This window comes from Xanthomonas hyacinthi (assembly GCF_009769165.1).
In the GTDB taxonomy this organism is placed as follows: Bacteria; Pseudomonadota; Gammaproteobacteria; order Xanthomonadales; family Xanthomonadaceae; genus Xanthomonas_A; species Xanthomonas_A hyacinthi.
Genome location: NZ_CP043476.1, coordinates 4,360,389 through 4,386,221 on the forward strand (window position 1 = coordinate 4,360,389; position 25,833 = coordinate 4,386,221).

The following is a 25,833-nucleotide window of genomic DNA, read 5'->3' on the forward strand; positions in this document are numbered from 1 at the left end:
GCTTAGTTCTCACGTTCGACCAGCCGCTTCAGGGCGGCCTGGCTGTGGGGTAGATCTGCGGCCTTGGCGACATCCTGTCCGAGGAATTCCATGATCTCCGGCCAGCGCTCCAGCGCTTCGTCCACGGCCGCATCGTTACCGCGCTGGTAGGCGCCGATGGTGATCAGGTCGCGGTTGGACGAGTACGCCGAGACCAGCCGCTTCAGCGCGCGGATGCGCAGCCGCCACGGCTCGTCGGCGATGTCCTGGACCACGCGGCTGACCGAGGATTCCACGTCGATGGCCGGATACAGGCCGCTGTCGGCGACGCGCCGCGACAGCAGGATGTGGCCGTCGAGGATGGCGCGGGCGGCGTCGGCGATCGGGTCCTGCGGATCGTCGCCTTCGGTCAGCACGGTGTAGAAGGCGGTGATCGAGCCGCGGCCCTTGGCGCCGTTGCCGGCGCGCTCGACCAGCGCCGGCAGCTTGGCGAACACCGACGGCGGGTAGCCGCGGGTGGTCGGCGGCTCGCCCACCGACAGGCCGATCTCGCGCTGCGCCTGGGCGAAGCGGGTCAGCGAGTCCATCAGCAGCAGCACGTTCAGGCCCTGGTCGCGGAACCATTCGGCGATCGCGGTGGCGCGGTAGGCGCCGTGCAGGCGCGCCAGCGGCGGGCGGTCGGCCGGCGCGGCCACCACCACCGCGCGGCGCAGGCCTTCCTCGCCCAGCGTGGTTTCGACGAAATCGCGCACTTCGCGGCCGCGTTCGCCGATCAGCCCGACCACGATCACGTCGGCGGCGGTGTAGCGGGTCATCATCCCGAGCAGGGTGGACTTGCCGACGCCGGAGCCGGCGAACAGGCCCACGCGCTGGCCGCGGCCGATCGGCAGCAGTGCGTTGATCGCGCGCACGCCCACGTCCAGCGGGGTGGTGATCGGCTCGCGCGCCAGCGGGTTGATCGACACGCCGGCCATGCCGACCGAGCCTTCGGCGCGGATCGCGCCCTTGCCGTCCAGCGGCACGCCGTCCGAGTCGATGACCCGGCCGAGCAGGCCTTCGCCCACTTCCACGCCGCCGCGGCGGCGCACCGGCACCACCCGTGCGTTGGGCAGCAGGCCGTGGGTTTCGGCGCTGGGCATCAGCGAGGTGCGCTCGCCGGAGAAGCCGACCACCTCGGCATCGACCCAGCCGCCGTCGACCTCGACCCTGCAGGTGGCGCCCATCGGCGCCTCGCAGCCGACCGCTTCCAGGGTCAGCCCGACCGCGCGGCGCAGGATGCCTTCGCGGATCAGGCCGCGGCCGGCGGCGGCGTCGAGCCCGAGCCTGCCCAGGCGCGAGGCCAGGCGCAGATTGCGCGCGTCCAGCCAGTCGCCCGGATGGGTGCCGGACAGCGCGCTCACAGGCCCGCTCCGGACTTGCGCATCACCGTCTCCAGCGCCGCGCGCAGGCGCGCTTCCAGGGTGCCGTCGATGCGCACCGCTTCGGCATGCACGCGCAGGTCGCCGCGGCTCAGGGTCAGGTCCGGCACCAGCCGGGTGCCGTCGGCCATCAACGCCAGCAGCGGGGTCAGCGCGGCGATGTCGTCCGGGTGCAGGCGCACCTCGACCTCGCGGCGCGCGCCGCCGACCGCGTCCAGCGCCTCGCCGACCAGGTCCGCCAGCAGCGCCGGATCGGCCTCGTAGGCGCGTCCGACCAGGCTGCCGGCGATGCGCACGGCCAGTTCGCCGAGCGCGCCGACCACTTCGTTCTCCAGTCGCGCCAGCGGCCGCGAGAAATTGTCCAGGATGCCTTCGATCTGCGCGGTCAGGCGGCGGATCTCGGCCTGGCCCTGGGCCAGGCCCTCGCTGTGGCCGCGCTCGAAGCCTTCGTGCTGTGCGGCCGCCTCGATCGCCTGGATGTCTTCCAGGGTCGGCGGGCGCAGCACCGGTTCTTCGGGCAGCTGCTCCTCGTCCTGCTGCACCGGCAGCGGGGCCGCATCGAGTTCGGGCGCCAGCCAGCGCACCACGTTGCCGCTCATACCATCGCCTCCGCGCCGGTGCCGCCGAGGCTGATCACGCCCTCATCGGCCAGCCGCCGCACGATCGTCAGGATTTCCTTCTGCGCGCCTTCCACGTCGGCCAGGCGCACCGGACCGCGCGCCTCCATGTCCTCGAGCAGGATCTCGGCGGCGCGCTGCGACATGTTCTTGGTGATCTTCTCGCGCACCTTGATGTCGGCGCCGCGCAGGGCCAGGCCGAGGCGATCGCCGCTGACTTCGCGCAGCAGAGTCTGCAGCGCGCGGTCTTCCAGCTCGACCAGGTTGTCGAACACGAACATCAGGTCCTGGATGCGGATGCTGAGTTCGGCGTCGATCTTGCTGATCGCCGCCAGCACGCCCTGGTCCTGGCCGCTGTCCATGAAGTTGAGGATGTTGGCGGCGACCTTGACCCCGCCGACGTTGGACGACTTCAGGTTTTGGTTGCCGGCGAACTGCCGCTCCATGATCTCGTTGAGTTCGTTCAGCGCGTTCGGCGGGATGCCGTCGAGGGTGGCGATGCGCATCAGCACGTCGGCGCGCACGCGCTCGGGCAGGATCTTCAGCGCCTCGGCGGCCTGGTCGCTGTCCAGGTGCGCCATGACGATGGCGATGATCTGCGGGTGCTCGTTGCGCACCAGGTCGGCGACCGCGCGCGGGTCCATCCACTTCAGCGTGTCCAGGCCGGTGGTGTTGCGGCCGAGCAGGATGCGGTCGATCAGGTTGCCGGCCTTGTCCGCGCCCAGCGCCTGCACCAGCACGTTGCGGATGTAGTCGTCGGCGCCCACGCCCAGCGAGGTCTTGCTGCCGAGTTCGTTGTTGAACTCGTCCATGACCTTCTCGACCTGGTCGCGCGAGATGCCGCTCATGGTGGCCATGGCGATGCCGATCTTCTGCACCTCCTTGGGGTCCATGTGCTTGAGCACTTCGGCCGCATCGCTTTCGCCGAGCGACAGCAGCAGCACCGCGGCGCGCTGGGTCCCGTTCATCGCAGCTGCATCAGGCTTCACTGGCCACCCATCCCTTCACGACTTGCGCGACACGCTTGGAATCCTGCTTGACCGCTTCGCGCGCCAGGCGCAGACGCTCCTCGTAGGCGTCGGGCAGGGCGATCGCGGCACGGCTGCCGCTGCCGATGCTGGCGGTATCCTCGGCCATCGACGGCAGCAGCGGGTCCTCGTCGTTGAGCATCGACACGTTGGCGCTGTGCGGTTCGGACTTGTCCTTGGTCTTGCTCCTGGCCGGCGCCGGGCCGGCGATCTGGCGCAGCGCCGGGCGCAGCACGCCGAACAGCAGGGCCAGCACCACCGCCGCGCCGAGCAGCAGGCGCAAGCCGTTCATCACCCGCGGATCTTCCCACCAACCCGGCTTGTCCGCCGCTTCCGGCGCTTCGCGCACGAACGGGGCATTCATCACCGAGACGGTGTCGCCGCGCTCGGCGTTGAAGCCGACCGCCTGCTTGACCAGGCCTTCGATGCGGGTCAGCTCGGCGGCGCTGAGCGCCTGCTCGACCATCTTGCCCTTGGCGCCCGGCCGCGGCACATGGTCGACCAGCACCGCCACCGACACCCGCTTGATCCGGCCCGGCGGCTGCCGGGTGTGCTGCAGGGTGCGGTCCAGCTCGTAGTTGCGGGTGGCGCTCTTGGAGCTTTCGGTCGGGGTCGCGGCGGCCGCCTGCTGGGTGTTGGCCGGGGTGGCGCCCGGGGTGCCGGCGGCGCCGGGCTGTCCCGGCGCGGCCGCGCCGGGCGGCGAATTGCTGGTCGCGCCGGGCACGCCCTGCGGGCCGCTCGCGGCGCTGCTGCTGTCGCTGACCTGCTCGCTGCGCAGCTTCGGCGGCTCGCCGTTGTATAGCTCGCGCGCTTCCTCGGTGACCGAGAAATCCATGTCCACGCTGACCTCCGGATTGACCCGGCCGGGGCCGGTCATCGGCTCCAGCAGCTCGCGGATGCGCTGGTTGTAGGAGCTTTCCTGGCGCCGCACCTGCTCGAACTGGGCCGCGTTCAGGGCCGCGTCGCTGTTCGGGTCGGCGATGGTCAGCATGCGCCCGCTCTGGTCGACCACGGTGACCCGCTGCGGGGTCAGGTCGGGGATGCTGGAGGCGACCATGTTGACGATCGCATCGACCTGGTTGCGTTCCAGGGTGGTGCCGCCGCGCAGTTCCAGCACCACCGAGGCGCTGGCCACCTCGCGCTGGCGGGTGAACGCGCTGGGCTTGGGAATGGCCAGGTGCACCCGCGCCTCGCGCACCGGGCGCAGGCTGGCGATGGTGCGCGCCAGTTCGGTCTCCAGCGCGTGCTGGTAGCGCGCGTTCTCGACAAACTGGCTGACGCCGAAGCCCGGGTCCTTCTCCATGACCTCGAAGCCCATGTTGCCGCTGTCGGTCAGGCCGGAGCCGGCCAGCTTCAGCCGCGCGTCGTAGAGCTTGTCCTCCGGCACGGTGATCGCGCCGGTGGCATGGTCGAGCTTGAACGGGATCTGCGCGGTGCGCAGCAGGTCGGTGGCCTCGGCCGTGCCTTTTTCGTCCAGGCCGGTGTACAGCGGGGTGTAGGCGGGCTTCTGCGACCAGAAAAACACGAACAGGCCCGCGGCCACGGCCACCGCGATCATCGCCATCAAGCCGATGCGGCGGGTGATCTGCAGGCTCTGCAGGCGATCGAACCAGGCGCCTGCCTTTTCGCCGTTGAGGGTGTCTTTGCTGAGCGCAAGGGCCATCGTCGTCTACCTTACAGCGGCATGTTCATCACGTCCTGGTACGCCTGGACGAGTCGGTTGCGGACTTCCACGGTGGCGCGGAACGCCACCTGGGACTGTTGCGCGGCCATCATCACCTTGGCCAGGCCGGCGTTGGGGTCGCCCATTTCGAAGGCCTTGGCCAGATCGCCGGCCTTCTGCTGGGTTTCGTTGACGCCGCTGATCGCGCTGCGCAGGGTCTCGCTGAAGCTCGGGCCCTGCGTGCCCTGGGTCCCGGTCAGGCCCTCGATCGCATTGCTGCGCGCCGCATCGGCCACCTGCGCAGGCGCGGCCTGGCCGACCTGGCTCTGGTAGCTGCGGATCTGCGAGAGGATGGAACTGATGGAGTCGCTCATATGGGGATGTCCATGCCGGGGCGGCTACCGGGGATGGATGCAAGCGGTGTGCCGAAAACCGGCGGGCGCCGATCGCGACGCAGAAGGACGGGCGAACGCAGGGCGCATCGAATGACACGAAGCTTCGCCCGTACCCTCATCCGCCCCTTCGGGGCACCTTCTCCCGGGGGGAGAAGGGAGGCGCGTGCCGTGCGAGGGCTCGGCGGCGCCGGCGTCGGCTTCCCGGCGCGGCGCGGCAGAGGGTCGCGGCCGTCGGTGTCGGCCGATTGACGCGTTGCACCCGGTGCCGGTGCCGGGCGGCTGCGGGTTAGGTCCGAGCGAGGATGCCGGCCGCGTCGGCCGGGCGGCTCAGTCCGGTAGCCACGCGGCGCGCCAGGCCTGCAGGTTGGCGCCTTGCAACATCCAGTCGCGGCGCACCGCCGCGTGCAGCGCGGCGCCGGCTGCGGCGCTGGCCGCGGCATCGGCCAGGTGCAGGCGGATCGCGTTGACCCAGTCGCGGAACCGGTTCTTGACCAGGGTCGCCGGCAGCCCGCCCTGGTACGGCGGCAGGTCGCTGGCGATCACCGGGTAGCCGCAGGCGCCGTATTCGAGCAGGCGCAGATTGCTCTTGCAGCGGTTGAACAGGTTGTCTTCCAGCGGCGCCAGCGCCAGGTCCAGGCGCAGCGCGGCCAGCGCCTGCGGATAGCGCTCGAAGTCCACCCCCGGGTGCACTTCGGCCACGTGCGGGCGCAGCCGCGGCGGGCACATGCCCATGAACACCCAGTGCACCTCGCCGGCCAGCGCCTGCACCACGTCGGCGATCAGTTCCAGGTCGCCGGTGTGGCTGGCGCCGCCGGCCCAGCCGACCCGCGGCTTGCCGCCGCTGCCGGTTGCGGCCGTCATGGCCAGCTCGCCCCACATGCGCGGATCCAGCCGGTTGTGGATCACGCGGATGTCCGCATGCAGGCCGGCGAGGGCCTCGGCCAGGGTCGGGGTGGACACCACCACCCGGTCCACCAGCGCCGCAGCCCGGCGCAGCGAGCGCAGCACGTCCTTGGGCATCTGCTCGCGATGCGCGCTCTTCAGCGGCAGGTTGGGCAGGTAGTCGTCCAGTTCGTAGACCTTGAATGCGGCGGAGAAGCGGCGCATGCGCTCCATCTTCGCCAGTTCCGCATCGCCGACCCGGCGCTGCACCAGCACCGCATCCGGGGCGACGCGCTGCATCTCCACCGGGTCGAGCAGGCGCGCGTAGTAGACGCCATCGATCTGCCCGGCCTCGGCCAGCGCCTGGAACGGCTGGATCACCCGGTAGTGGCCGCTGCCGAACGCGTCGCCGGGATGGGCCAGGATCCGCGGCAGCGGCTTCCACGACAGCGGCTGCCAGGAGAACTCGGATTCGCCCAGCTTGAAACCGCCCGGCTGCTCCAGGCCCAGGCTCGGCGAGTACGCCGGATCGTGCGCCATGACCGGCAGCCAGCGTTGCAGCAGGGCATCGTCCGCGCTTTGCGGCCGCGGTGGCGCGGCGGGCTGCAGCAGCAGCGCCTCCGGCGTCCAGATGGTCCATTCGCCCAGCGCCGCGGCGCGCAGGCACAGGTCCACGTCGGCGCCGCCGTCGGCGAAGCCGGCCGCATCGAACCCGGACAGCTGCTCGAACAAGGCGCGCCGCACCAGCATGCAGCGCTCGGACACCGCGCTGTAGCGGTGCGCCACCTGCCGCCGGCCCATGTAGCCGGCCTGCGCCATCGGCTCGCCGGCGAAGGCATGGCCGGCGCCGGGCAGTAGCCCGGGCAGCAGCCCGGCGTGGGTGATGGTGCCATCCGCGGACACGCCCTTGGCGCCGACGATGCCGACCTCCGGACGCTGCGCGTGGTTCATCAGTTCGTGCAGCCAGCGACCCTGGACCACGGCGCTGTCGGCGTCCAGAAACAGCAGGTAGTCGCCGCGCGCCTGGGTCGCGGCCAGGTTGCGCGCCTCGGTCTGGGTCACGCGCTGCTCCAGCGCGAACACGCGGATGCGGCCGTTGCCCAGTTCGGCCACCGCCTGCAGCCATTCGCCGACCGCTGGCGAGCTGCTGGCGTTGTCGACCAGCAGCAATTCGTAGGCGGGGTAGGTGGTGTGCTCGAGCAGGCCGACCACGAGGCGCTGCAGCGCCGGCAGGTTGTCCTCGGCGATCACCATGATCGAGACCGGCGGCTGCTGAGCGTGGCCGTAGTCGATGCGCTGCAGCCCGCCTGGCAGCGCATGGACCTGGGCGGCCGCGTAGCCGCGCGCGCGCAGGTGGCTGGCGACGGCGCGCTGGCGCGGGTCGGCGCCAGCGGCGGCGTCGACCGGCGGCGCGATCAGCAGCGGCTCGGGCAGATGCGCGATGCCGGCGCCGGCATCGCGCTGGAACAGGCGCAGGATCAGCTCCAGTTCCAGCGCGCCGTCATGATCGGGATCGAAGCCGCCCAGCTCCTGCACCAGCGCGCGGCGGAACACCCAGTGGCCGGCGGTCGCCAGCGGGTTGCCCAGCAGCAGGTCCAGGTCCGGATCCGGACGCAGCACCGGCGCCAGAGTCTGGTCGTCCAGCGCCAGCCATTCGTCGGCATACAGCGCGCTGCAGTGCGGATGCTGGGCCAGTTCCAGCAGCAGCCGCAGCAGCCCGCCTGCGCAGAAACGGGTGCCGGCGCCGGCGCACAGGAACCAGTCCGCATGCGTCAGTTTGGCCAGCGCGAAGTTGAGATCCGCCGCCGCCTCGGCCGGCGCCAGCGGCAGATGCCGGACCCGCGGATCCGGCCACGGCGTGGCCGCCGCGGCGCCGAGCACGGCCACGCTCAGCGTGGCGAAGGCGGCGCCGTCCAGCAGCAGGCTGTGCAGGCTCGCCTGCAGCGCGGCCGGGTCCGCGCTGCGCGCATCCAGCAGCACCGCGATCCGCGCGCCGCCGCCCAGCTCCGCCAGGCGCGCGTCATACAGGGCACGCTTGGCCGGCGGCAGCTGCCGCTGCGCCTGCCAGTCGCGCAGCGCCAGCTGTGCGCGGCCGCGCGCATACGCGGCCTGGATCGCCTGCAGCAGATCGACCGGTTCGGCGTCGTCGCCGCCCAGCGCGGCCACGCGGACCATGCGCACGTCGCCGTCGCCGCGGTACCAGCCCATCGCGCGCACGCCGCGGCGGAAATCGTCGTGGCCCTGGTCGCCGATCCCCGGCTGGTCGCGGCCGGCCTGGCTGTACTGGTCCTGCGACACCCGGAAGCGGGTCAGCGGCCTGGCCAGCAGGGCCAGGTTGCCGCGGTGCAGCAGCTTGGCGTACAGGGCCAGGTCGCCGACCCAGTGGATCACCCGGCCATCGAGCATCATCAGCTGGTCGCCGATCTCCAGCAGATCCTGGCGCCGGCACAGCACGCAGCTGGGTTCGCCGATGAAGTTGATGGTGTGGTCGGCGAGGAAGGACAGCAGTTCGGGGCCGTCGAGCAGCACGTCGCCGGCGAAGGGAAAGCTGGTGGCGGGGATGTCCGGCAACGGCGCATCGTCGCTGTCGATGCGCTGCCGGCGCGAGGAGGCCAGCACCACATCGGGGCCGAGCTGCATGGCCCGCACCAGCGCGGCGATGCAATCCGGTTCCAGCACGTCGTCGTCGTGCAGGAATTTGACGTATTCGCCCTGCGCCAGGCCGATGCCCTTGATGGTGCTGCCGAGCTCGCCCAGGCGGCTGGGGTTGCGTTCGTAGCGGATCGGGAAGCTCGCGCTTGCGCGCTTGCGCTCGACCGCCGCGGCGATCGCGCCATCGGGATTGTCGTCGCAGATCACCAGTTCCAGCGCCGGATAGGTCTGGCCGAGCACGCTGTCCAGCGCCCGCTCGACGTACCGGAACTTGTAGGCCGGCATGACGATGCTGACCAGGGCGTTGCCACTCATGGGGATTGACCGTCTCGAAAAAGGAGGGAAGCCCCGGCCCCGGTTTCCGCCATGAACGGACGCCGGCGTCGGTGCTGCCGATCCGTCACCGATGCAAACTATGTGCCGTGGCGGGTCGGGTGCTGCGCGCTGCGGCACTCGGCGACGCAGAGCCAAGCCCGGCCCGCCAACCGCGGGCGGAGGCGACGCCGCGTTGGCGGGCAGGGCGGAAGTCTGCGCGGACGGCCATTGGAGCGGCCGCGGCCAACGGCGGCCGCGTGCCCTGCGGCCTCACTCCACGTAGAGGATGGTGTCGTAGAAATACATCGAGTAGTGGCGCAGCCGGAATTTGGCCCCCGGATAGATCGCATCGAGCACGGCGACGATGTCCAGCAGGTCCAGTGCATGGTGGTAGCAGGTGATCGCCATGCGCGGCCGGCAGCGGCCGATCAGCTCGGCCGCGCCGCGCAAGACCTGCGGCTCGAAACCTTCCACGTCCATCTTCAGCAGCGTGACCTGCTCCAGCACCTCGTCCAGGCGCACGCTGGGCACCTGGATATCGCCGTTGGCCTCGACCCGGCTGCCCATGGTGCCGCTGGCCAGGAACGACAAGGGCTGGTTGGAATCGGACACGGCTTCGTTGTGAAGGAAAATTGGGCCGGAGGTGGACTGCAGGCGGCGTTGCAGGGCGGCGAAGTTGCGCGGGTCCGGTTCGTAGGCGTGGATCGATGCGTAGCGGTGGCGTGCCGCGGTCATGAACTTGCCGACCGTGTCGCCATCGTAGGCGCCGATGTCGACGTAGTGCTCGTGGTCGTGCAGTACGATCGGGGTGTTGCTGGAGGAATACATGGAGAAGTATTCCTGTTCCATCGGACAGATCACGTCCAGCAACTCCGCCCGGTTGCCGGTCATGCGCAGGCGCAGGATCGCGTCCAGGGTGGTGCGGCTGAGCTCGTCTTGCAGACGCGATCTCAATGCGGCGAAATCGGCCGCGTGCTCTTGCGTCTGCGCGCGCATGAGCTTTCCCGTCTGATAGATCCACGGCCTGTCCAGGGCATAGAGCAGTTCTGGCAGATCGACTACTCTGCCTGGCAGCGCACGCGCCAGGTGATCGAAGTACAGCCACGTCGACAGCAAGAAGGAGCAGTTCACCGCAATCGAATTCGGCTGCTGCGGGCTTGAGAAGTGGGCGGCGACGGTGCGGATCTCGTCGAAGTCCGGGGCCTTGTCGCGATTGGCATGGAGGTAGTCGTCCGCCGCGATCAGGCGCAGCGTTGCGGAGCGTTGCCGCAATTGGCCGACGAGCGGCGCGACGAAATCCCCGAGGTAGGAACTCGGTGCCAGAAACACGATGCTGTCCACCTGCATGCAGGCTTCCAGCAGGTCCGCATCGCTTCGATTGGTCTGGGTCATGCTCGTCCGCCGTTGAGAATGCGTGCGCCTTGGGGCATCAAGGCGTCATGAAAAGAGCGGTCCGGCAGGACCGGCGGAAGCATGCTCGGCAACAGCCACTCGCAATGGCGGCCGATTCTGGCTTCGGCTGGCGCGACGCAGCCGCTGCCCAGGGTGCTGCCTTGTCCGATCTCCACGTCGTGGCCGAGCAGGACGCCGGCCTGCAGGGTGACGCAGGCGCCAAGACGCACGTTGCGCTCGATGATCACTTGCCGTTCCAGCCAGCTGCCGGGACCGATGCTGCTGCCGCCGGCCAGGTTGCAGCCGGGGCCGACATAGACATTGCCCATCAGACGCACGTCGGTATCGACGTGGGCATGCGGCGAGACCAGATTGATCGTGCGATAGCCGGCCAGGCGCACGTCGGCCAGCAACTTGTGCCGCGCATGGTTGACCGCGCGTTCGTCGAGCGCGACGAACACCTCGGTGTTGCTGGCAACGTAGCGCGCCAGCAGTTCGCCAAGATCGAAGTTGTAGTGGTCGGCCGACGTCAGCGCCAGACGCGTATGCACAAGCCCGCAGTCCTGCGCGGTACGCTGCGCCTGCTCCAGCGCAGCGCCTTCGCCCAGCAATACGAGCGACGTCATGCCAGCTCTCCCAGCACGTTGGCGCGATACCACAGGTGCTGCCGCACCAGCTGCGTTTCGTAGTCGCCGTGCATGAATCGCGGCGAATGCGCGCCGAAGCCGGCCTGCATGCGTTCCAGCAACACGGTGTCCTCGGCGATGACGATGCGCTCGCCGCGGATCAGATTGCTCAACAGTGCGGTGAAATCGGTGCGCTCGCTCTTTCGCCGCGCGGTCATCACCCACAGGTGGTAGTCGGTTTCGTGCGCGGACACCGGATCGTACTGCTGCAGCAGGAAGTAATCGCCGCGGACGCTGCAGAAGTTCACGTTTGGATAAATGAACCAGTTGTAGTAGGCCGAATCTTCGCCATACGCTTCGCAAAGATCGCGGAACCAATTCACCTGCGGCGTGATCGCTCCCTTGACCGAGAAGCTCAGTTCGCTCAGGGCAGGGTGGGCGGGCACCTGCAGAAGCTGCTGCACCTCGGAGGGAACGTCCGCCGGTCGCTCCACGTTGCCGGACGGCTTGGGCGCGTCCGCCATCAGCGGGCTGAACGTCTTGGGATGGACGAACGGGACATGGTTGTAGTCCTTCACGTTCTCCATGTTCAACTTCCAGTTGTAGCGCACGCGGTGGCAGCTGTAGATGATCTGCGAATCCAGGTGCATCGACGCTGCGCGGATATCCTCCAGAAACTCGGGCGAGAACTGCTCCTGCAGCGGCAGCGGATCGTCCGAGAAGTTCACGAACAGCAACTGGCCGATCTGTTCCAGACGGAACTGTGTCAGGCAGATGCCGGCTTTCTCTTCCGCACTGAACTGGTACAGCCCGGAATTGGGCAGCCCGCGCAACTCGCCTTCCGCGCCGAACGACCAGGCGTGGTAGGGGCAGACCAGCGGGCGCTTGCCTTGGCGCTCGATCTGGATCGCCGACTGGCGGTGCGGGCACTGGTTGAGGAAGGCGCGAATACCCGCGTCGGTGCGTTGCACCAACACCGGCACGCCGGCCACCTGGCGCGCGAAGAACTGGTTGCGTTCGCGCACCATCGAGGAAAAGCCGACGAAATTCCACAGCTTGCCGAACAGCCGCGCCTGCTCCAGGCGCAGGCTGTGCTCGCTGATGTAGTGCTCGGCATCGAGTGCGTGGCGGGTCATGGTGCAGGTCCTGCTACTTGCTGAAGATGGTGCGTGCGGGATTGCCGGCCACGGTGACGTTGGGCGGGACGTCCCTGACTACCACGCTGCCGGCGCCGATCACCGCGCCATCACCGACGGTGATCCCGGGGATCAGGGTGGAATGCGGGTGGATGAGCACATCGCTGCCGACGCGGACGCCGCCGCCGATGAAGACGAAATTGCCGATCTGCACGTAGTCGCCGATCGTCACGTCGTGACCGATGATGGTGGTGGACAGGATGACGACGAATTCGCCGATGCGGCTGTCCGCGCCGATCGAGACGCCGACTTCGAACAGGCTGCCGCGCCCGATCGGCGTGGCCGAGGCTTCGCGCAGGCGCGGGCGCAGCACCATGAAGTCCGCACCTTTCTCCAGCAGCGCGCGGGTGTAGCGACGGCGCGTGGCCGGATCGCCCAGCGCGCAGACGAACAGGTCGCCTTCGACCGGCTGGTAGGTATGCGGATCGCCGACGATCGGCCAGCGCGTGGTATTCCCCAGTTCGGCGCGATCGTCGAGGAAGCCCTTGATGTCCCACTTCGTTCCGAACCCCGGATCGTCGTGACAGGCCATCGCGGCCACGCCCTTGCCGAAGCCGCCGGCGCCGACGATCAGCACATGCCAGAACGAGAGGCTGCTCATGCGAATTCCACGCCGCCGTCCATGCTGAACGCCTGTCCGGTGACCTTGTCGCTGGCGTTGGAAAGAAAGTACAGGCAGGCCAGGGCGACATCGTCCGGTTGCCCGACCCCGAGCGGATAGCGTTTGCGGCTTTCCTCGAACCAGCTCTTGTCCTCGGTGATCAGCGTGGTCTCGACCAGGCCGGGGCACAGCGCGTTGGCGCGGATGTTGCGCCGCGCCAGCTCCAGCGCCAGCGGCCGCAGCGTGCCGATCAACGCCGCCTTGGAGCCGGCATAGGGGCCGACGCCGACCGTGCCGGTCAATGCGGCAATGGACGAGATGAAGACGATCGAGCCGCCGGCACGGATGGATTGGCGTGCGAGCAGGTGCCTGGTCAGCATCACCGGCGCGACGTAGTTGATGTCCAGCACCTCCTTGAGGAAGCTCTCGCCGACCAGCTTCATTGGCGCCAGGCCGCGGATGCCGGCGCTGTGCACCAGGCCATCGACCGGGCCGCTTTCCACCGCCAGGCGCTGCAAGGTGGTCGAATCGCTGAGGTCGCCGACGAACAACCGGTGCCCATCGCCGTCCAGCGATGCGAGCACCGCCTCCAGGCGCACGGCGTCGCGTCCAGCGAGGAGCACACCGGCGCCCGCTGCGGCGCAGGTCTGCGCGACGGCTTGGCCGATGCCCTTGGACGCACCGGTCACCAGCACCGTCTTGCCTTGCAGGCCGAACATGTCGCGCAACAGCGCCGACGCGATATCGAAAGAGGATGCGGCTGCGTGCTCGGTCATAAGCGTATCGGCAGGGAGATGCCGCCATCGATGGTCAAGGTGCTGCGGGTGATCCAGCGGCTCGCGGCGGAGAGCAGATACACGGCGCCCTTGGCGATGTCGTGCGGATCGATGCGGCCCAGCGGGGTCAGGCCGATCTTGTCGTCCATGTCCGTCGCCGTGCCCAGTTTTTCCAGCATCGGCGTATCCACATAGCCCGGCGCGATGCAGTTGGCGCGGATGCCATGCCTGGCCTGCTCCAGCGCCAGGGTACGCACCGCCGCTTCCAGCGCCGCTTTGGAGGCGGCGTAGCCGGCCGCCGCTTGCGGTGCCGCGCGCGCCGACAACGCGGACATGAACACCAGCGAGGCGTTGTCGCGCAGGCGCCGCTTGAACAGCAGCTGCTGAGTCAGGCTGATCGGCGCCAGATAGTTGACCGCCAGCATCTGCTGCAGATGCTTCTCGGCGGCCATGCGGAACGGCACCAGGGCGGCGACCCCGGCGCAGGACACCAGGCCGTGGTAGCCGTCGGCAGCATCGAGCAACTGCTGCCGGGTCTGCGCGTCGGTCAGGTCGCCGATCACGCTGACATGGCCATCGCCTTCGAGCGTCTGCAACACGGCATCCAGGCGCGCGGCATCGCGGCCGGTGAGCACCAGCCTGGCGCCCAGGCGCGCGCACAGCCTGGCGGTGGCCGCACCGATGCCCGAAGAGGCCCCGGTCACCAGCACGACCTTGTCCATCAGGCTGAACGCCTCAGTGGAAGCCGCCATCGTCACGACTCGATCAGGTCGGGAAACACCGCACCCTCGATGTCCACCAGGCAGCTGCCCCACGACAGGCCGATGCCGAAACCGCACAGCAGCACGCGCTTGCGTCCCGATTCCAGTTCCTTGTTGATGCGTGCGGTCATGGTCAACGGCAGCGAGGCGCCGCTGGTGTTGCCGAAATCGCGCAGGGTCGAAGGCACTTTCTCCACCGGCAGACCGAGCTTCTTGCGGATGGTCTCGTTGATCATCCGGTTGGCCTGGTGGAACACGAAGTAGTCGATCGCGTCCTTGGACACGCCGCTGTAGTCGAGCAGTTTCTGCACCGCCGGCGGCACCCGCTGGGTGGAGAAGCTCAGCACCGCCACGCCGTCCAGCTGCAGGTCCACGCCGCGGTGCCAGTAATCGTTCTCGTCGGCGCGGAACGGCATCAGGTGCTGGATGCCGACCGGCTCGCGCTGGCCGCCCACCGGCAGGATGATCGCCTTGTAACCGCTGCCGTCGCTGTTGAGGTCGAAGTGCATCGGCGCGGCATCGGCGCTGAATTCCAGCGCGGTGGCGGTGCCGGAATCGGAGAAGATCGGATCCTCCAGGTTGGCGCTGCGGTCGCCCACCAGCAGCAGGCCCTTCTTGACCCCGCCGGCGGCGATCATCGAGCCCAGCAGGTTGATGCCGAACGGATAGGCCGAGCAGCCCAGGTTGACGTCGAAGGCGACGGTGGCATGCGACAGGCCCAGCCGGTCCTGCAGGATGATCGCGGTCGCCGGGATCGGATAGTCCGGCGACTGGGTGACCACGATCAGCGCATCGATCTCCTCGCGCTGCCATTGCAGCCGTTCGATCAAGCCCTGCGCGGCATCGAACGCCAAATCGGAAAAGCACTGCCACTCCTGCGCCATGCGCCGGGTCTCGATGCCGATGTTGCGCACCAGCCGCTCGCGCTCGGAACGGATCTGCGGCCGGCAATCGGTCAGGTTGGAGACGATGCGCTTGGGCACGCAGGTCGCCATGCCGGCAAAACGCACGTTGTGCAGCGTGGAGGTCGGCATGCTACGCCTCGGTCAGCTGGTAGAGGTCGCCCACGCTGACGGCGGCGGCCAGGTGCTCGCCGGTGATGGTCTTGCCGTATTCCATGTCGAACATCACGATCACGCCCAGCGCGGCCAGCGAATCCCATTCGGGAAGCTCGCGCAGTACGGTGTCCGTCGTCACCTCGACCGGAGTCTGGAAATCGGTCGCCGACAGGAAATTCTCGATAAACGTTGCTTGGCTCATTCTTGTTCCACAGGGTGGGCGGAGGAGGAAACGGTCGCGGCAGGGCGACCGTTTTTTGCGGCGGCAGGCGCGGCCGTGCCGGCGCCGACGATCAGGTTGGCGATGGTTTCCACGTCGCCGGCGCTCAAGCCAGGATAGATCGGCAGGCACAGCACCCGTTCGGCCATCTGCCGCGCGACCGGCAAGCCAGCCGGCGCGGCCGAGGGCAGGCCGCGGTACATCGGGAAATCGCTGATCAGCGGATAGAAGTAGCGGCGCACCAGGATCTCGTGTTCGCGCAGCAGCTGATGCAGGCCGTCGCGGCTCAACGGGAACTCGTCCTCGATCAGAATCGGGAACGAGGCGTAGTTGGACAGCGCCGGCGAGCGCGGCGCCAGGCAACGCACACCGGCGACCTGCGCCAGGCGCTGCCGGTAGGCGGTGTCGATCTCGCGGCGTTGCGCCAGCGCACGATCGATGTGCTGCAGTTGCAGCAGGCCGAAGGCCGCGTTCACTTCGCTCATCTTGCCGTTGATGCCGGTGGCCACCACCGTGGTCTCGTCGACGAAGCCGAAGTTCTTCAGCCGGCTGATGCGCTGGTAGGTCTTTTCGTCGGGGCAGACGATGGCGCCGCCTTCGAAGGTGTTGAACACCTTGGTGGCGTGGAAGCTGAGCACGCTGAGGTCGCCGTGGCGCAGGATCGAGCCGCCGTCGTCCTTGACCCCGAAGGCGTGCGCGGCGTCGTAGATGACCTTGAGGTTGTAGGTGTCGGCGATGCGCTCGATCGCCGCGGTGTCGCACGGCGTGCCGTAGCAGTGCACCGGCATGATCGCGGTGGTCTGCGGGGTGATCGCGGCCTCGATCTTCTGCGGGTCCAGGTTCAGCGTGACCGGGTCGATGTCGACGAACACCGGCTTGATCCCTTTCCACAGCAGCGAGTGCGCGGTGGCGACGAACGAGTAGGGCGTGGTGATCACCTCGCCGGTGACGCGCAGCGCCTGCAGCGCGGTGAGCAGGGCCAGCGTGCCGTTGGTCAACAGCGCCAGATGGCCGACGCCCAGGTACTCCGCCAGCGCCTGTTCCAGCGCCCGATGCATGTCGCCGCCGTTGGTCAGGATGCGGCTGCTCCAGATCTTCTCCAGGTACGGCACGAACTCGTCCAGGGGGGGCAGCAGCGGACTGGTGACGGGGATGGGCATGATGGCCTGCGGCGGTGGGTGCGTGTGGAGAATCCACGGCGCGGATCGTTGCGACGGGGGCTCTATCGTTCTGAAAGCAAGCCATATGCCAACAGGACGTGTCCACTCCTTCTGCGCTTGGTTGCGAGGAAGCGGGGGCGTGCGCCGCGGTCCCCATCGTCCGCGACGCAGCCGCATCCGGCCGGCCGGACGCGCGTCCAGGTCGCCATGCGATGCGAGGGGTGAGGGTACTTCAGTTTCGAACCGCGGTCGTTCCGTAGCGCAGCAAACGCGCGAGGACGCGGTGACGCCGAAGCGGCCGCGGTCTCAGCTGGCCAGTTCGGTCTGGTCGCGGTCGATGCCGTACTTGCGCAGTTTCTCCACCAGCGTGGTGCGGCGCAGGCCCAGCAGCTGCGCCGCGTGCGCGACCACGCCCTGGGTGCGCTCCAGCGCTTCGTTGATCAGCGCCAGTTCGATGTTGGCCATGTGCCCGCGCAGGTCCAGGCCGCTTTCCGGCAGCGTCGATGCGCTCTGCGCTGCCGCTTCGAGCGGATCGGAGAACGCCTTGGGGCCGACGTGCAGGTCGACCACGTTGGGCACCCGGCGCGGATCCGGCGCGGCGATCGGCGCCGGCGGCGCCGACACGTCGATCGAGGAGGCGAAGTCGCCGCGGTAGCGCGCCGGCAGGTCCTGCACCCGCACCAGGCCGCTGGGATGCAGCACCGCCAGGCGTTCGACCAGGTTGGTCAGCTCGCGCACGTTGCCCGGCCAGTCGTAGCCGCGCAGCGCCTGCAGCGCCTCTTCAGAGAAGCGCACTTCGCCGCGCCCGGTGCGCGCCAGCTGCGCGGCGATGGTGTTGACCAGCGCCGGCAGGTCGTCGCTGCGCTCGCGCAGCGCCGGCATCTCGATCGGAAACACGTTGAGCCGGTAGAACAGGTCCTCGCGGAACTGGTTGCCGGCGATGCGCTCTTCCAGATTGCGGTGGGTGGCGGCGATCACGCGCACGTTGCAGCGGATGGTGACGTTGCCGCCGACCCGCTCGAAGCTGCGCTCCTGCAGCACGCGCAGCAGCTTGACCTGCATCGGCAGGCTCATGTCGCCGATCTCGTCGAGCAGCAGGGTGCCGCCCTCGGCCATCTCGAAGCGGCCCTTGCGCGCGGACAGCGCGCCGGTGAAAGAGCCTTTCTCATGGCCGAACAGTTCGCTTTCCAGCAGATCCGGCGGGATCGCACCGCAATTGATCGCCACGAACGGGCCATCGCGGCGCGGCGATTGCTGGTGGATCGCGCGGGCGACCACTTCCTTGCCGGTGCCGGACTCGCCCAGCACCAGCACGGTGGTATCGAAGGCGGCGACCTGGTCGATCAGCCGCCGCAGCCGCACCACCGCGGCACTGTTGCCGGTCGGGCCGCTGTCCTGCACCGCGCCGGCCTGGTGCTCGGCATCCAGGCGCTTGAGGCTGGCGCGGCGCAGCAGGGTCTCCAGCTGCGCGTGGCGCAGCGGTGCTTCCAGTTGCCACACATTGGCCTCGTGCAGGCCGTGGCGCTGCGCGAACGCCTGCGCCTCGCCGTTGAGCAGCAGCACCGGCGGTGGCAGCGGACTGCGCGCGACCCAGCCGAAGAACGCGTCGGCCTGGGCCTGGTCGTCGAGCCCGCCGACCAGGATCGCCATCCACTCGCTCTGCCGGTGGCGGCCGGGATTGACGTCGGCCACCTCGGTCACCCAGCGCGGGTTGAGGTCCATGAATTCGAGCAGGCTCACCGTGCGTTCGGCGCGTACCGCGTCGTCGTCGATCACCAGGATCCGCGATTCGCTCATGCCGGTACTCCCTCTGTGCGTAAGCCCTCCAGGATCGGCATCACTTCCTGGATGTAGGACAGCTTGCTGACGAAGTTGTCGGCGCCGGCGCGCATGGCGTGCTCGCGGTGCTCGGCATCGTCGAAATGGCTGGCGATCACGATGTACGGGGCCTGGTCCTGGGTCTTGATCAGGCGAGTGGCCTGCAGCCCGCCCATCTCCGGCATGGCCAGGTCCATCAGCACCACCTGCGGGCGCAGCGATTCGGAGCGCTCGATCGCCTCCAGGCCGTTGGCGGCGCTGCCGATCACTTCCATCCAGTCGAGCTTGCGGAAGTGGCGCATCGCGGCGTTGATGAAACCTTCGTGGTCGTCGACCAGAAGCACGGACAGTTTGTTCATATGCCTTGTTTCCTTAGCCCGCGCGGGCCAGCAGCGGCCTGGCGCGACGGCGTTCGCGAGCGGGAGCGATATCCAGTTGTTCACGGTACTTGGCCACGGTGCGCCTGGCCACGTTCACGCCCTGTCGCGACAGCAGCCCGGCGATCGCCTCGTCGGCCAGCGGTCGCCCCGCGGGCTCGGATTCGATCAGGCGCCGCACCATTGCGCGCACCGCCTGGCCCGAGACCGCGGCGCCTTCCAGGCGCACGGCGAAGAAATGCTTCAGTTCGAAGGTACCACGCGGCGTCTGCAGGTATTTGCCGGTGGTGATGCGCGACACGGTGGATTCGTGCATGCCGATCGCGTCGGCCACGTCCTTCAGGGTCAGCGGTGCCATCGCTTCCTCGCCCTTGACCAGGAACGCGGCCTGGCGCTCGACGATGGCGCGGGTGGTGCGCAGCAGGGTCTCGTAGCGCATCGACAGGCCGCGGGTCAGCCAGCGCGCCTCCTGCAGCATTTCGCGCAGCGGCGCCGCCGCCTCGCCGGCCTCGGCCAGGGCGCGCTCGTGCATCGGATTGACGGTGACGCGGTGGGTGGTGGCCGGGTTCAGCGCCACCCGCCAGGTGCCGTCGCTGTGCCAGGCGACCACGTCGGGAATCACGTGGCCCAGGTTCTCCGGCAGCAGGCTGTCGCCGGGACGCGGCTGCAGCGACAGGATCAGCCGCACCGCCTCGCGCACGTCGTCGGCCTCGGCATCGAGCTGGCGCGCCAGCAGCGGGTAATCGTGGCTGGCGAGCAGGTTCAGGTCGCCGGCGAGGAGGCGCGCGGCCAGATGGCGGCCGGCGACGCGGCCGGGCAGGGCGGCCAGCTGCACGCTCAGGCATTCGCGCAGATCGCATGCGGCCAGGCCGGCGGGATCGCCGCGCAGCAGCCGCTGGCGCACCGCTTCCACCTGCGCCGCGGTGCGGTCGAAACGTGCGCAGGCGAGCAGGGTCAGCGTGTCCAGCGCGCCGTCGAGATAGCCGGCATCGTCGCTGTGCTCCAGCCAGAACGCGGCCACTTCCAGTTCCGATTCGTCCAGTTCCAGCGCCAGGCGCTGCAGCACGCGCAGTTGCGGATCGGTGGACTCGCCGGCGGCGATGCGCTGCATGCGGTCGTCTTCGCCCTCGCTCCAGCCGGCGGCGGGGATGTCCCACATCGAGGATTCGGGCAGTTCGTCGAACGCGGCGGTTTCCAGCGCGTTGTCGTGGTCGACCACCGGCTCGAGCACGCCTTCCGGCTCTTCCAGTTCCAGTAGCGGGTTGGTTTCCAGCGCGCGCCGGATTTCCAGTTCCAGTTGCAGCCCGTCCAGTTGCAGTAGCCGGATCGACTGCAGCAGTTGCGGAGTCAGGTGGAGTTGCTGGCCTAGCTGGGCGGAGACGGTCGGCTTCATGCGAACTTCCTCGGTTTGGCGCCAAGCCTCCGGCGCCCGTGGAATGCATAGTGCTTGCCACCTGACGGTAACAGAATCAGGACGTTCCTGAGCGCTGTAGTCAAATTCCCGACGGTATGTAGGGAAAATCCCTACGTTGATGTAGGGTGCGCCGGTCGATCGGCGCGGCAGAGCCAATGCTGGCGGGCTTCGCCGGTTTCACGGCGGCAGCTGACCGGTTAAGGCAAGCCGCATGCCAATGCGGGGCGACGGGAACCCGTTCCCGCCCGCGCTCAGGTCAGTTCGTTCTGGTGGCGCGCGGCCAGCAGGACCAGATCGTTGGCGCGGCGGCAGCCCAGCGATTCCATCATCCGTGCGCGGTGGGTCTCCACGGTCTTGACGCTGATCCCCAGGTCCGAGGCGATTTCCTTGTTGCTCTGGCCGCGGCCGATCTGGCGCAGGATCTCGCGCTGCCGCGGCGACAGCGCGGCGATGCCGACCGGGCGTTCGCGGCCGAGCATCGGCGCAATCATCTTGGAGGAGATCTGCGGACTCAGGAACATCTGGTTGATGCTGGCCGCGCGCAGCGCCAGCTCCAGCTCCAGCGGCGCCGCGTCCTTGACCACGAAGCCGGTGGCGCCGCGGTCCAGCGCATCGCGCACGTGCACCGGATCGTCGTGCATGGACATCATCACCACGCGGGTCTTGGGCGAGGTCTGCAGCACGTCGGTCAGCGCGTCCAGGCCGCTGCGCCCGGGCAGCGACAGGTCCATCAGCACCAGGTCGGGGCGGTGCAGGCTGGCCAGGTCCACTGCCTGCTGCGCGTTGCTCGCCTCGGCGACCACGTCGATGTCCGCGAACGTCTGCAACAGCCGGCTCAGGCCGGCACGGACCAGGGTGTGATCGTCGACGATGATGACTCGCACAGTGGGAAGATCTCTTTGCTCCAGTCCCGCACCTTAGCCGAGCGCGCCGCCGCCGCCAACCTTGAGTCGGCTCGGGGCGCGGCCGACGCCGGCTCAGCGCGCGCGCCGGCTATCGGCGATCTGCCGCCGGTGCAGGCGAAACAGGTGCCGTTCCAGGGCTTCTTCCAGGCCTGGCGGCTGTGTCTCGAATCGTAGCCAAAGATAGAAACCGCTGCCGGCGGCGGCTTCGGCCACGACCTGCACCGGCAGTTCGAGGTGGTCCGGCAGCCAGTCGGAGGGCTGCAGGCGCAACAGGCCGGCCGCGCCCGGGACCGCGCCCGAGCGTGATCCCAACTCCAGTCTTAGGCCGCGACGCGACCAGCGCAGTGGACGCAGCGGCAAGGCCTCCTCGTGCTGCCGGGCCAGGCGCCCGAGCAGTACCAGCATCAGGTCGAGCTTGGCGTCCATGCGCTGCAGCTGCAGCGGCTGCTCGCTGCGCTCCTCGCTGCCGTCCTCGCTGCGCAGGTCCTCGACCTGGGCCAGGCCGCGCAACAGGGCTTCGCCGGCGCCGAAGCGGCCGATGCTGTTGCCGAGCCTGAAGTCGGCCGGCAGCGCCAGTTCGCAGCTGAGGGTGTCGTGGAACAGCTCGGCTTCGGCAGGATGGTGCACGACGCCGTCGGAGGCGCTGTTCATCTCAGCGATCCGGCCTGCGAATAGGCGCGCGCGGCATTGTTGGACAGGCGGTTGGCGCGCAGCCAGTCGCCGGCTTCGTCGCGCGCCTTGAGCATCTGCGCGATCACCGCTTGCTGCAGCTTCAGCAGCGAACCGATGCCCTCGCGCGAGACGTCGGTGCCGGCCTGCTGCAGGTATTCGCGCAGATGCTGGTCGTGCTCGGCGACCATGCGCTCGGCCAGCGCGTGGTCGTCGCCGTGCAGCACCTGCTGCAGCTGCTGCAGTTCGGCGTGCAGCGATTCGATGCTGACGGCGATCATAGGGCGGCGGCCGCGGCGAGTTCGCGCTGCTGGGCAGGAATGGCGTTCCACGCCGCATCGATCTCGCTGAGCAGTTCCAGCGATTCGACCAGTGCGCTGTCGTCGTTGTGCAGGTTGGCTTCGGTGAGCCGGTGCATCACGTAGTCGTACAGTGCCGAGAGGTTGTTGGCGATTTCGCCGCCGGCCTCGTGGTCCAGCGAGCCGTTGAGGTGGCCGACGATGGCGCAGGCCTCGCCGATCGCCTTGCCCTTGCGCGCCTGGTCGCCCTGCGCCAGGCAGGCCTGGGCCTGGCGGATGCGCTGGCAGGCGCCGGCGAACAGCAGGGCCACCAGCTTGTGCGGGTCGGCATCGGTGATGCTGGTGGACACGCTCATCTTGCGATATTGCTCGGCGTATTGGCGACTGGAACCGTGCATGGAAAACTCCCTCGGGTGGCCTGGTGCCGCGCTGCCGTGCCGGACGGCGAAGGCGCCGTGGCGAGGTGACGTGCTGCCAGTCCGGAATGACTGTCGATGCTAAAGATAGCGGCCGCTGCCCGCCTGGACTTGAGCGCCGGCAGCGTCTTTCGCGCCGATGCCGTCGCCGCTACGAGAACTGCTTGGTGAGGCTTTCGCTGATCGACTGCATCTTCGCGACGATCGTGTCCATCGCAGTGAACCTGGCGGTGTATTGGGTGGTCAGCGTCTCCATCCGCTTGTCCAGGTCGCTGAGCTGGTCGGTGAGGTCGGTGATGTGCTTGTTGAGCGAGGCGGTGCGCTGGGTGATGGTGCCGTCGGTGGTGTCCAGGTTGCTGTCCAGCAACGTGCTCATGCCCGCGGTGAAGCTGCCGTCGGTGCCGAACATCGCCTTGGCCGAGGCCGGATCGCTGGCCAGGGCGCTGTCGAACTTGGCGCCGTCGAAGCTCATCACCCCGTCCTTGTCGATGGTCACGCCCAGCGCCTTGAGTTCGCTGACGTTGTCGCTGACCTGCTTGCGCAGCGATTGCTGCAGCCCGCGCACCATCGAGTCGCCGGTCAGCGCCGAGGCCTTCTTGTTGGTGGCGTCGTAGGCGCTGGAGGATTTCAGCAAGGTGTTGGCGGTGTTGTAGGCGGTCACGAACGCGGTGAGGTTCGCCTTCAGGCCGGTGCTGTCGTTGGCGATGGTCAGGCTGTACTTGGTGCCTTCCGCGGCCTTGGTCAGGTTCAAGGTGACGCCGGGGACGAGGTCGGCGATCGCATTGCTGCTGGAAGTCCGCTCGAAACCGTCCACGCGCACGATCGCGTCGGCCGCGGCCACGGTCTGGGTCAGGCCGCCGCTGCTGCCGCTGCTGTAGGTCAACGCGTCGAGTCCGCCGTTGCCGCCGGAACTGGTGATGGTCAGCGCGCCCTTGGTGCCGGAATCCACTGCATTGAGCACCAGGTGATCGCCGTCGTCGGCGCTGACCACGCTGGCGGTCACGCCGCTGCCATTGGCGGCCTTGTTGATCGCCGCGGCGACGTCGCTGAGCTTGCTGCCTTCGGCCACGGTGACGTTGAGCGTCTTGTCGCCATAGCCGATGCTCAAGGTGCCGTCGCCGACCACCGCATCGTCGGCATAGGCGGCCGAGGTCAGCTTCTGCCGTTCGGCCAGTTTCACCACCTCCACGCTGTAGTTGCCGGCGGTGGCGCTCTCGGTGACGCTGGCGGTGTAGCCGGCGCCGTCGGCGACGGTGGCCTTGACCGCGCTCTTGTCGGCGCTGCCGGCGATCGCGTTCATCGCCGTCTGCAGATTGGACAGCGCGCCCTTGATCGTGCTCAGCGCCGAAAGTTTGGCGCTGGATGCGGTGCCGTCGGCATTGATCCGGTTTTCCTGCGGCGCGCGTTCTGCGGCGACCAACTGTTTGACAAGTGAGGCGACGTCCAGACCTGAGCCGACGGCAGACAGCGATGAAGTAGCCATGGGGAGGGTTCCTTACGAGAGCGGGCACGGAGACGGCCAGCGGTTGATAGGGGTATCGGCGAGGCACGCCGGTTCTTGAGGGCGTGCGCATGTCGGCAATGCCCCGACGGCGATGCAAATCCCGTGCCTGCGGGCGGCCAGACGCAAAAAAGCCCCTCCTTGCGGAGGGGCTTCGGATCGCGCCGGTGGCGAGCTGGCCGTTACTGCAGCAGGCTCAGCACGTTCTGCGGGACCGACTTGGCCTGTGCCAGCATCGCGGTACCAGCCTGCTGCAGGATCTGCGTGCGGGTCAGCTCGGCGGTTTCCTTGGCGTAGTCGGTGTCGCGGATGCGGCTGCGCGAGGCCGACAGGTTCTCCGAGGTGGAGCTCAGGTTGGCGATGGTGGAGGTGAAGCGGTTCTGCACCGCACCCATGTCGGCGCGCGAGGAGTTGACCGCGGTCAGCGCCTTGTCGACGATTTCCAGCGCCTTCTGCGCACCGGAGAAGGTGGAGATGTCCAGGTCCTGCAGCGTGCTGGTGGTGCCGGCGACGGCGGTGGCCGAGGTGGCGATGCCGGCGTTGCTGAAGGTGATGCCGGTGGCGCCGGTGGCCGAGCCTGCGGTGAAGGAGAAGTCCTTGCCGGCCTTCAGCGATTCCAGCTTCAGCGCGCCGGTGGTGCTGTCGATCGAGGCGTAGACGCCGGTCTGGTCCAGCTTGTCGTTGATCGCGGCGGCGATCTTCTTGGAGACGTCCGCGTCGACGTCGCCGACCGCGACCGCGACCGAGGCGATGCTGACGCCGTTGACCGACATGCCGGAGAAGCTGCCGCTGGCGGTCGCGGTGCCGGACGCCAGGGCGGCCGAACCGGTCTGGGTGGCGGCGAAACCGGCCTTGCCCAGCGAATCGACGTTGGCGTCGACGATGCTGTTGATGCCGATGGTCTGGCCGGCATCGGCGCCGACCTGGAACAGCGCGCCGGAGAACGAGCCGTCCAGCAGCTTGGTGCCGTTGAAGCTGGTCTGGTTGGCGACGCGGTCGATTTCGGCGGTCAGCTGCTTGACTTCCGAGTTCAGCGCCTCGCGGTCGGTGGCGGAGTTGGTGGCGTTGGCCGACTGCACCGACAGCTCGCGGATACGCTGCAGGTTGTTGCCGATTTCGACCATCGAGCCTTCCGCGGTCTGCGCCAGCGAGATGCCGTCGTTGGCGTTGCGCGAGGCGACGTCCAGGCCGCGGATCTGGGTGGTGAAGCGCTCGGAGATCGCCAGACCGGCGGCGTCGTCCTTCGCGCTGTTGATGCGCAGGCCCGAGGACAGACGTTGAATCGTCGTGGCCATGCTCGCGCTGGTGCTGTTGAGGTTGCGCTGAGCGTTCAGCGACATTACGTTGGTGTTGATTACCTGTGCCATTTTGATATCTCCTCTAAGCGATTTATCCGGCAACCCATCGGTGCCTGGAGCCTCCGCAGGGGGGCCATCAATTGGCCGTTGCCGCTGCTGAGATAAATAACGGCGAGATGTCAATAACCTTTAGCGATTCGCTGCGGAAAATATCGCGATGCGGCGAACCGTGAGCCTGTGGCACTCGCGGCGAAGAGTTTGTTTCGGCCGCGCTTTGCCAAACTTGAGCGCCCCCGGCAGGAACCTCCCAAGCGCCGGTGGCGATGACGAACGCTGTATAACGGCAAAGGCCCGCAGGCGTCGCCGCGCTCCGGGCCTTCGCTTATAGAGTGGACTC

The 25,833-nt window shown here is 68.5% G+C and carries 24 protein-coding genes; all 24 read right to left on the bottom strand.

Going from position 1 to position 25,833, the window contains the following annotated elements:
- Positions 1 to 2: 2 nt before the first annotated feature.
- The 24 genes from FZ025_RS19150 to FZ025_RS19265 all read right to left on the bottom strand — a co-directional run bounded on the left by FZ025_RS19150 (position 3) and on the right by FZ025_RS19265 (position 25,505).
- Positions 3 to 1,379 carry a FliI/YscN family ATPase gene (locus FZ025_RS19150; protein WP_046981193.1) on the bottom strand — a complete coding sequence of 459 codons (1,377 nt, stop codon included), beginning with the start codon at positions 1,377 to 1,379 and terminating at the stop codon, positions 3 to 5.
- On the bottom strand, positions 1,376 to 1,996 hold the full coding sequence (locus FZ025_RS19155) for a FliH/SctL family protein (RefSeq protein WP_046981194.1): 621 nt from the start codon (positions 1,994 to 1,996) through the stop codon (positions 1,376 to 1,378). Before FZ025_RS19155 ends, FZ025_RS19150 begins: the two co-directional genes overlap by 4 nt.
- Complete coding sequence (fliG, locus tag FZ025_RS19160; protein ID WP_046981195.1) at positions 1,993 to 2,982, bottom strand: flagellar motor switch protein FliG; 990 nt, start codon at positions 2,980 to 2,982, stop codon at positions 1,993 to 1,995. Before fliG ends, FZ025_RS19155 begins: the two co-directional genes overlap by 4 nt.
- Before the next feature lie 10 nt (positions 2,983 to 2,992).
- Complete coding sequence (gene fliF / locus FZ025_RS19165; protein ID WP_046981196.1) at positions 2,993 to 4,705, bottom strand: flagellar basal-body MS-ring/collar protein FliF; 1,713 nt, start codon at positions 4,703 to 4,705, stop codon at positions 2,993 to 2,995.
- Positions 4,706 to 4,716: 11 nt separating this feature from the next.
- Positions 4,717 to 5,079 carry a flagellar hook-basal body complex protein FliE gene (fliE, locus tag FZ025_RS19170; RefSeq protein WP_046981197.1) on the bottom strand — a complete coding sequence of 121 codons (363 nt, stop codon included), beginning with the start codon at positions 5,077 to 5,079 and terminating at the stop codon, positions 4,717 to 4,719.
- 348 nt (positions 5,080 to 5,427) lie between these two features.
- Positions 5,428 to 8,949 carry a glycosyltransferase gene (locus FZ025_RS19175; protein ID WP_046981198.1) on the bottom strand — a complete coding sequence of 1,174 codons (3,522 nt, stop codon included), beginning with the start codon at positions 8,947 to 8,949 and terminating at the stop codon, positions 5,428 to 5,430.
- 270 nt (positions 8,950 to 9,219) lie between these two features.
- Complete coding sequence (locus FZ025_RS19180) at positions 9,220 to 10,341, bottom strand: FkbM family methyltransferase (RefSeq protein ID WP_046981199.1); 1,122 nt, start codon at positions 10,339 to 10,341, stop codon at positions 9,220 to 9,222.
- Positions 10,338 to 10,967, bottom strand: a complete 630-nt coding sequence (locus FZ025_RS19185; RefSeq protein ID WP_046981200.1) for an LbetaH domain-containing protein — start codon at positions 10,965 to 10,967, stop codon at positions 10,338 to 10,340. The genes FZ025_RS19180 and FZ025_RS19185 overlap by 4 nt, the downstream gene beginning before the upstream one ends.
- A complete protein-coding gene (locus tag FZ025_RS19190) occupies positions 10,964 to 12,103 on the bottom strand; it encodes an aromatic ring-hydroxylating oxygenase subunit alpha (protein WP_104558571.1) in 1,140 nt (379 codons plus the stop codon). The genes FZ025_RS19185 and FZ025_RS19190 overlap by 4 nt, the downstream gene beginning before the upstream one ends.
- Before the next feature lie 13 nt (positions 12,104 to 12,116).
- Positions 12,117 to 12,764 carry an acetyltransferase gene (locus FZ025_RS19195; RefSeq protein WP_104558570.1) on the bottom strand — a complete coding sequence of 216 codons (648 nt, stop codon included), beginning with the start codon at positions 12,762 to 12,764 and terminating at the stop codon, positions 12,117 to 12,119.
- Positions 12,761 to 13,540 carry an SDR family NAD(P)-dependent oxidoreductase gene (locus FZ025_RS19200; protein WP_046981783.1) on the bottom strand — a complete coding sequence of 260 codons (780 nt, stop codon included), beginning with the start codon at positions 13,538 to 13,540 and terminating at the stop codon, positions 12,761 to 12,763. Before FZ025_RS19200 ends, FZ025_RS19195 begins: the two co-directional genes overlap by 4 nt.
- Positions 13,537 to 14,292 carry an SDR family NAD(P)-dependent oxidoreductase gene (locus FZ025_RS19205; protein WP_046981782.1) on the bottom strand — a complete coding sequence of 252 codons (756 nt, stop codon included), beginning with the start codon at positions 14,290 to 14,292 and terminating at the stop codon, positions 13,537 to 13,539. The genes FZ025_RS19200 and FZ025_RS19205 overlap by 4 nt, the downstream gene beginning before the upstream one ends.
- A gap of 2 nt (positions 14,293 to 14,294) precedes the next feature.
- Positions 14,295 to 15,335, bottom strand: coding sequence for a ketoacyl-ACP synthase III (locus FZ025_RS19210; protein WP_046981781.1), 1,041 nt, complete (start codon positions 15,333 to 15,335; stop codon positions 14,295 to 14,297).
- Between the two features lies 1 nt (position 15,336).
- Positions 15,337 to 15,561, bottom strand: coding sequence for an acyl carrier protein (locus tag FZ025_RS19215; protein ID WP_046981780.1), 225 nt, complete (start codon positions 15,559 to 15,561; stop codon positions 15,337 to 15,339).
- Positions 15,558 to 16,739: a DegT/DnrJ/EryC1/StrS family aminotransferase gene (locus FZ025_RS19220; RefSeq protein ID WP_046981779.1), complete on the bottom strand. Its 1,182-nt coding sequence runs from the start codon at positions 16,737 to 16,739 to the stop codon at positions 15,558 to 15,560. The genes FZ025_RS19215 and FZ025_RS19220 overlap by 4 nt, the downstream gene beginning before the upstream one ends.
- Before the next feature lie 306 nt (positions 16,740 to 17,045).
- Complete coding sequence (locus FZ025_RS19225; protein WP_046981778.1) at positions 17,046 to 18,536, bottom strand: sigma-54 dependent transcriptional regulator; 1,491 nt, start codon at positions 18,534 to 18,536, stop codon at positions 17,046 to 17,048.
- The gene (locus tag FZ025_RS19230) at positions 18,533 to 18,916 is read right to left on the bottom strand and encodes a response regulator (protein ID WP_010341669.1); all 384 of its coding nucleotides are present in this window, start codon (positions 18,914 to 18,916) and stop codon (positions 18,533 to 18,535) included. Before FZ025_RS19230 ends, FZ025_RS19225 begins: the two co-directional genes overlap by 4 nt.
- A gap of 13 nt (positions 18,917 to 18,929) precedes the next feature.
- Positions 18,930 to 20,327 (bottom strand): RNA polymerase factor sigma-54, encoded by a 1,398-nt coding sequence (rpoN, locus tag FZ025_RS19235; protein ID WP_046981777.1) that lies wholly within the window; start codon positions 20,325 to 20,327, stop codon positions 18,930 to 18,932.
- A 272-nt stretch (positions 20,328 to 20,599) separates the two neighbouring features.
- Complete coding sequence (locus FZ025_RS19240; RefSeq protein WP_046981776.1) at positions 20,600 to 21,232, bottom strand: response regulator; 633 nt, start codon at positions 21,230 to 21,232, stop codon at positions 20,600 to 20,602.
- Between the two features lie 93 nt (positions 21,233 to 21,325).
- Positions 21,326 to 21,904 (bottom strand): PilZ domain-containing protein, encoded by a 579-nt coding sequence (locus FZ025_RS19245; protein WP_046981775.1) that lies wholly within the window; start codon positions 21,902 to 21,904, stop codon positions 21,326 to 21,328.
- Positions 21,901 to 22,203, bottom strand: a complete 303-nt coding sequence (locus FZ025_RS19250) for a hypothetical protein (protein ID WP_046981774.1) — start codon at positions 22,201 to 22,203, stop codon at positions 21,901 to 21,903. Before FZ025_RS19250 ends, FZ025_RS19245 begins: the two co-directional genes overlap by 4 nt.
- Positions 22,200 to 22,619, bottom strand: a complete 420-nt coding sequence (gene fliS, locus FZ025_RS19255) for a flagellar export chaperone FliS (protein ID WP_046981773.1) — start codon at positions 22,617 to 22,619, stop codon at positions 22,200 to 22,202. Before fliS ends, FZ025_RS19250 begins: the two co-directional genes overlap by 4 nt.
- A 169-nt stretch (positions 22,620 to 22,788) precedes the next feature.
- Positions 22,789 to 24,120, bottom strand: coding sequence for a flagellar filament capping protein FliD (gene fliD, locus FZ025_RS19260; RefSeq protein WP_046981772.1), 1,332 nt, complete (start codon positions 24,118 to 24,120; stop codon positions 22,789 to 22,791).
- 200 nt (positions 24,121 to 24,320) lie between these two features.
- Positions 24,321 to 25,505 carry a flagellin gene (locus tag FZ025_RS19265; RefSeq protein ID WP_046981771.1) on the bottom strand — a complete coding sequence of 395 codons (1,185 nt, stop codon included), beginning with the start codon at positions 25,503 to 25,505 and terminating at the stop codon, positions 24,321 to 24,323.
- Between the last annotated feature and the right edge of the window lie 328 nt (positions 25,506 to 25,833).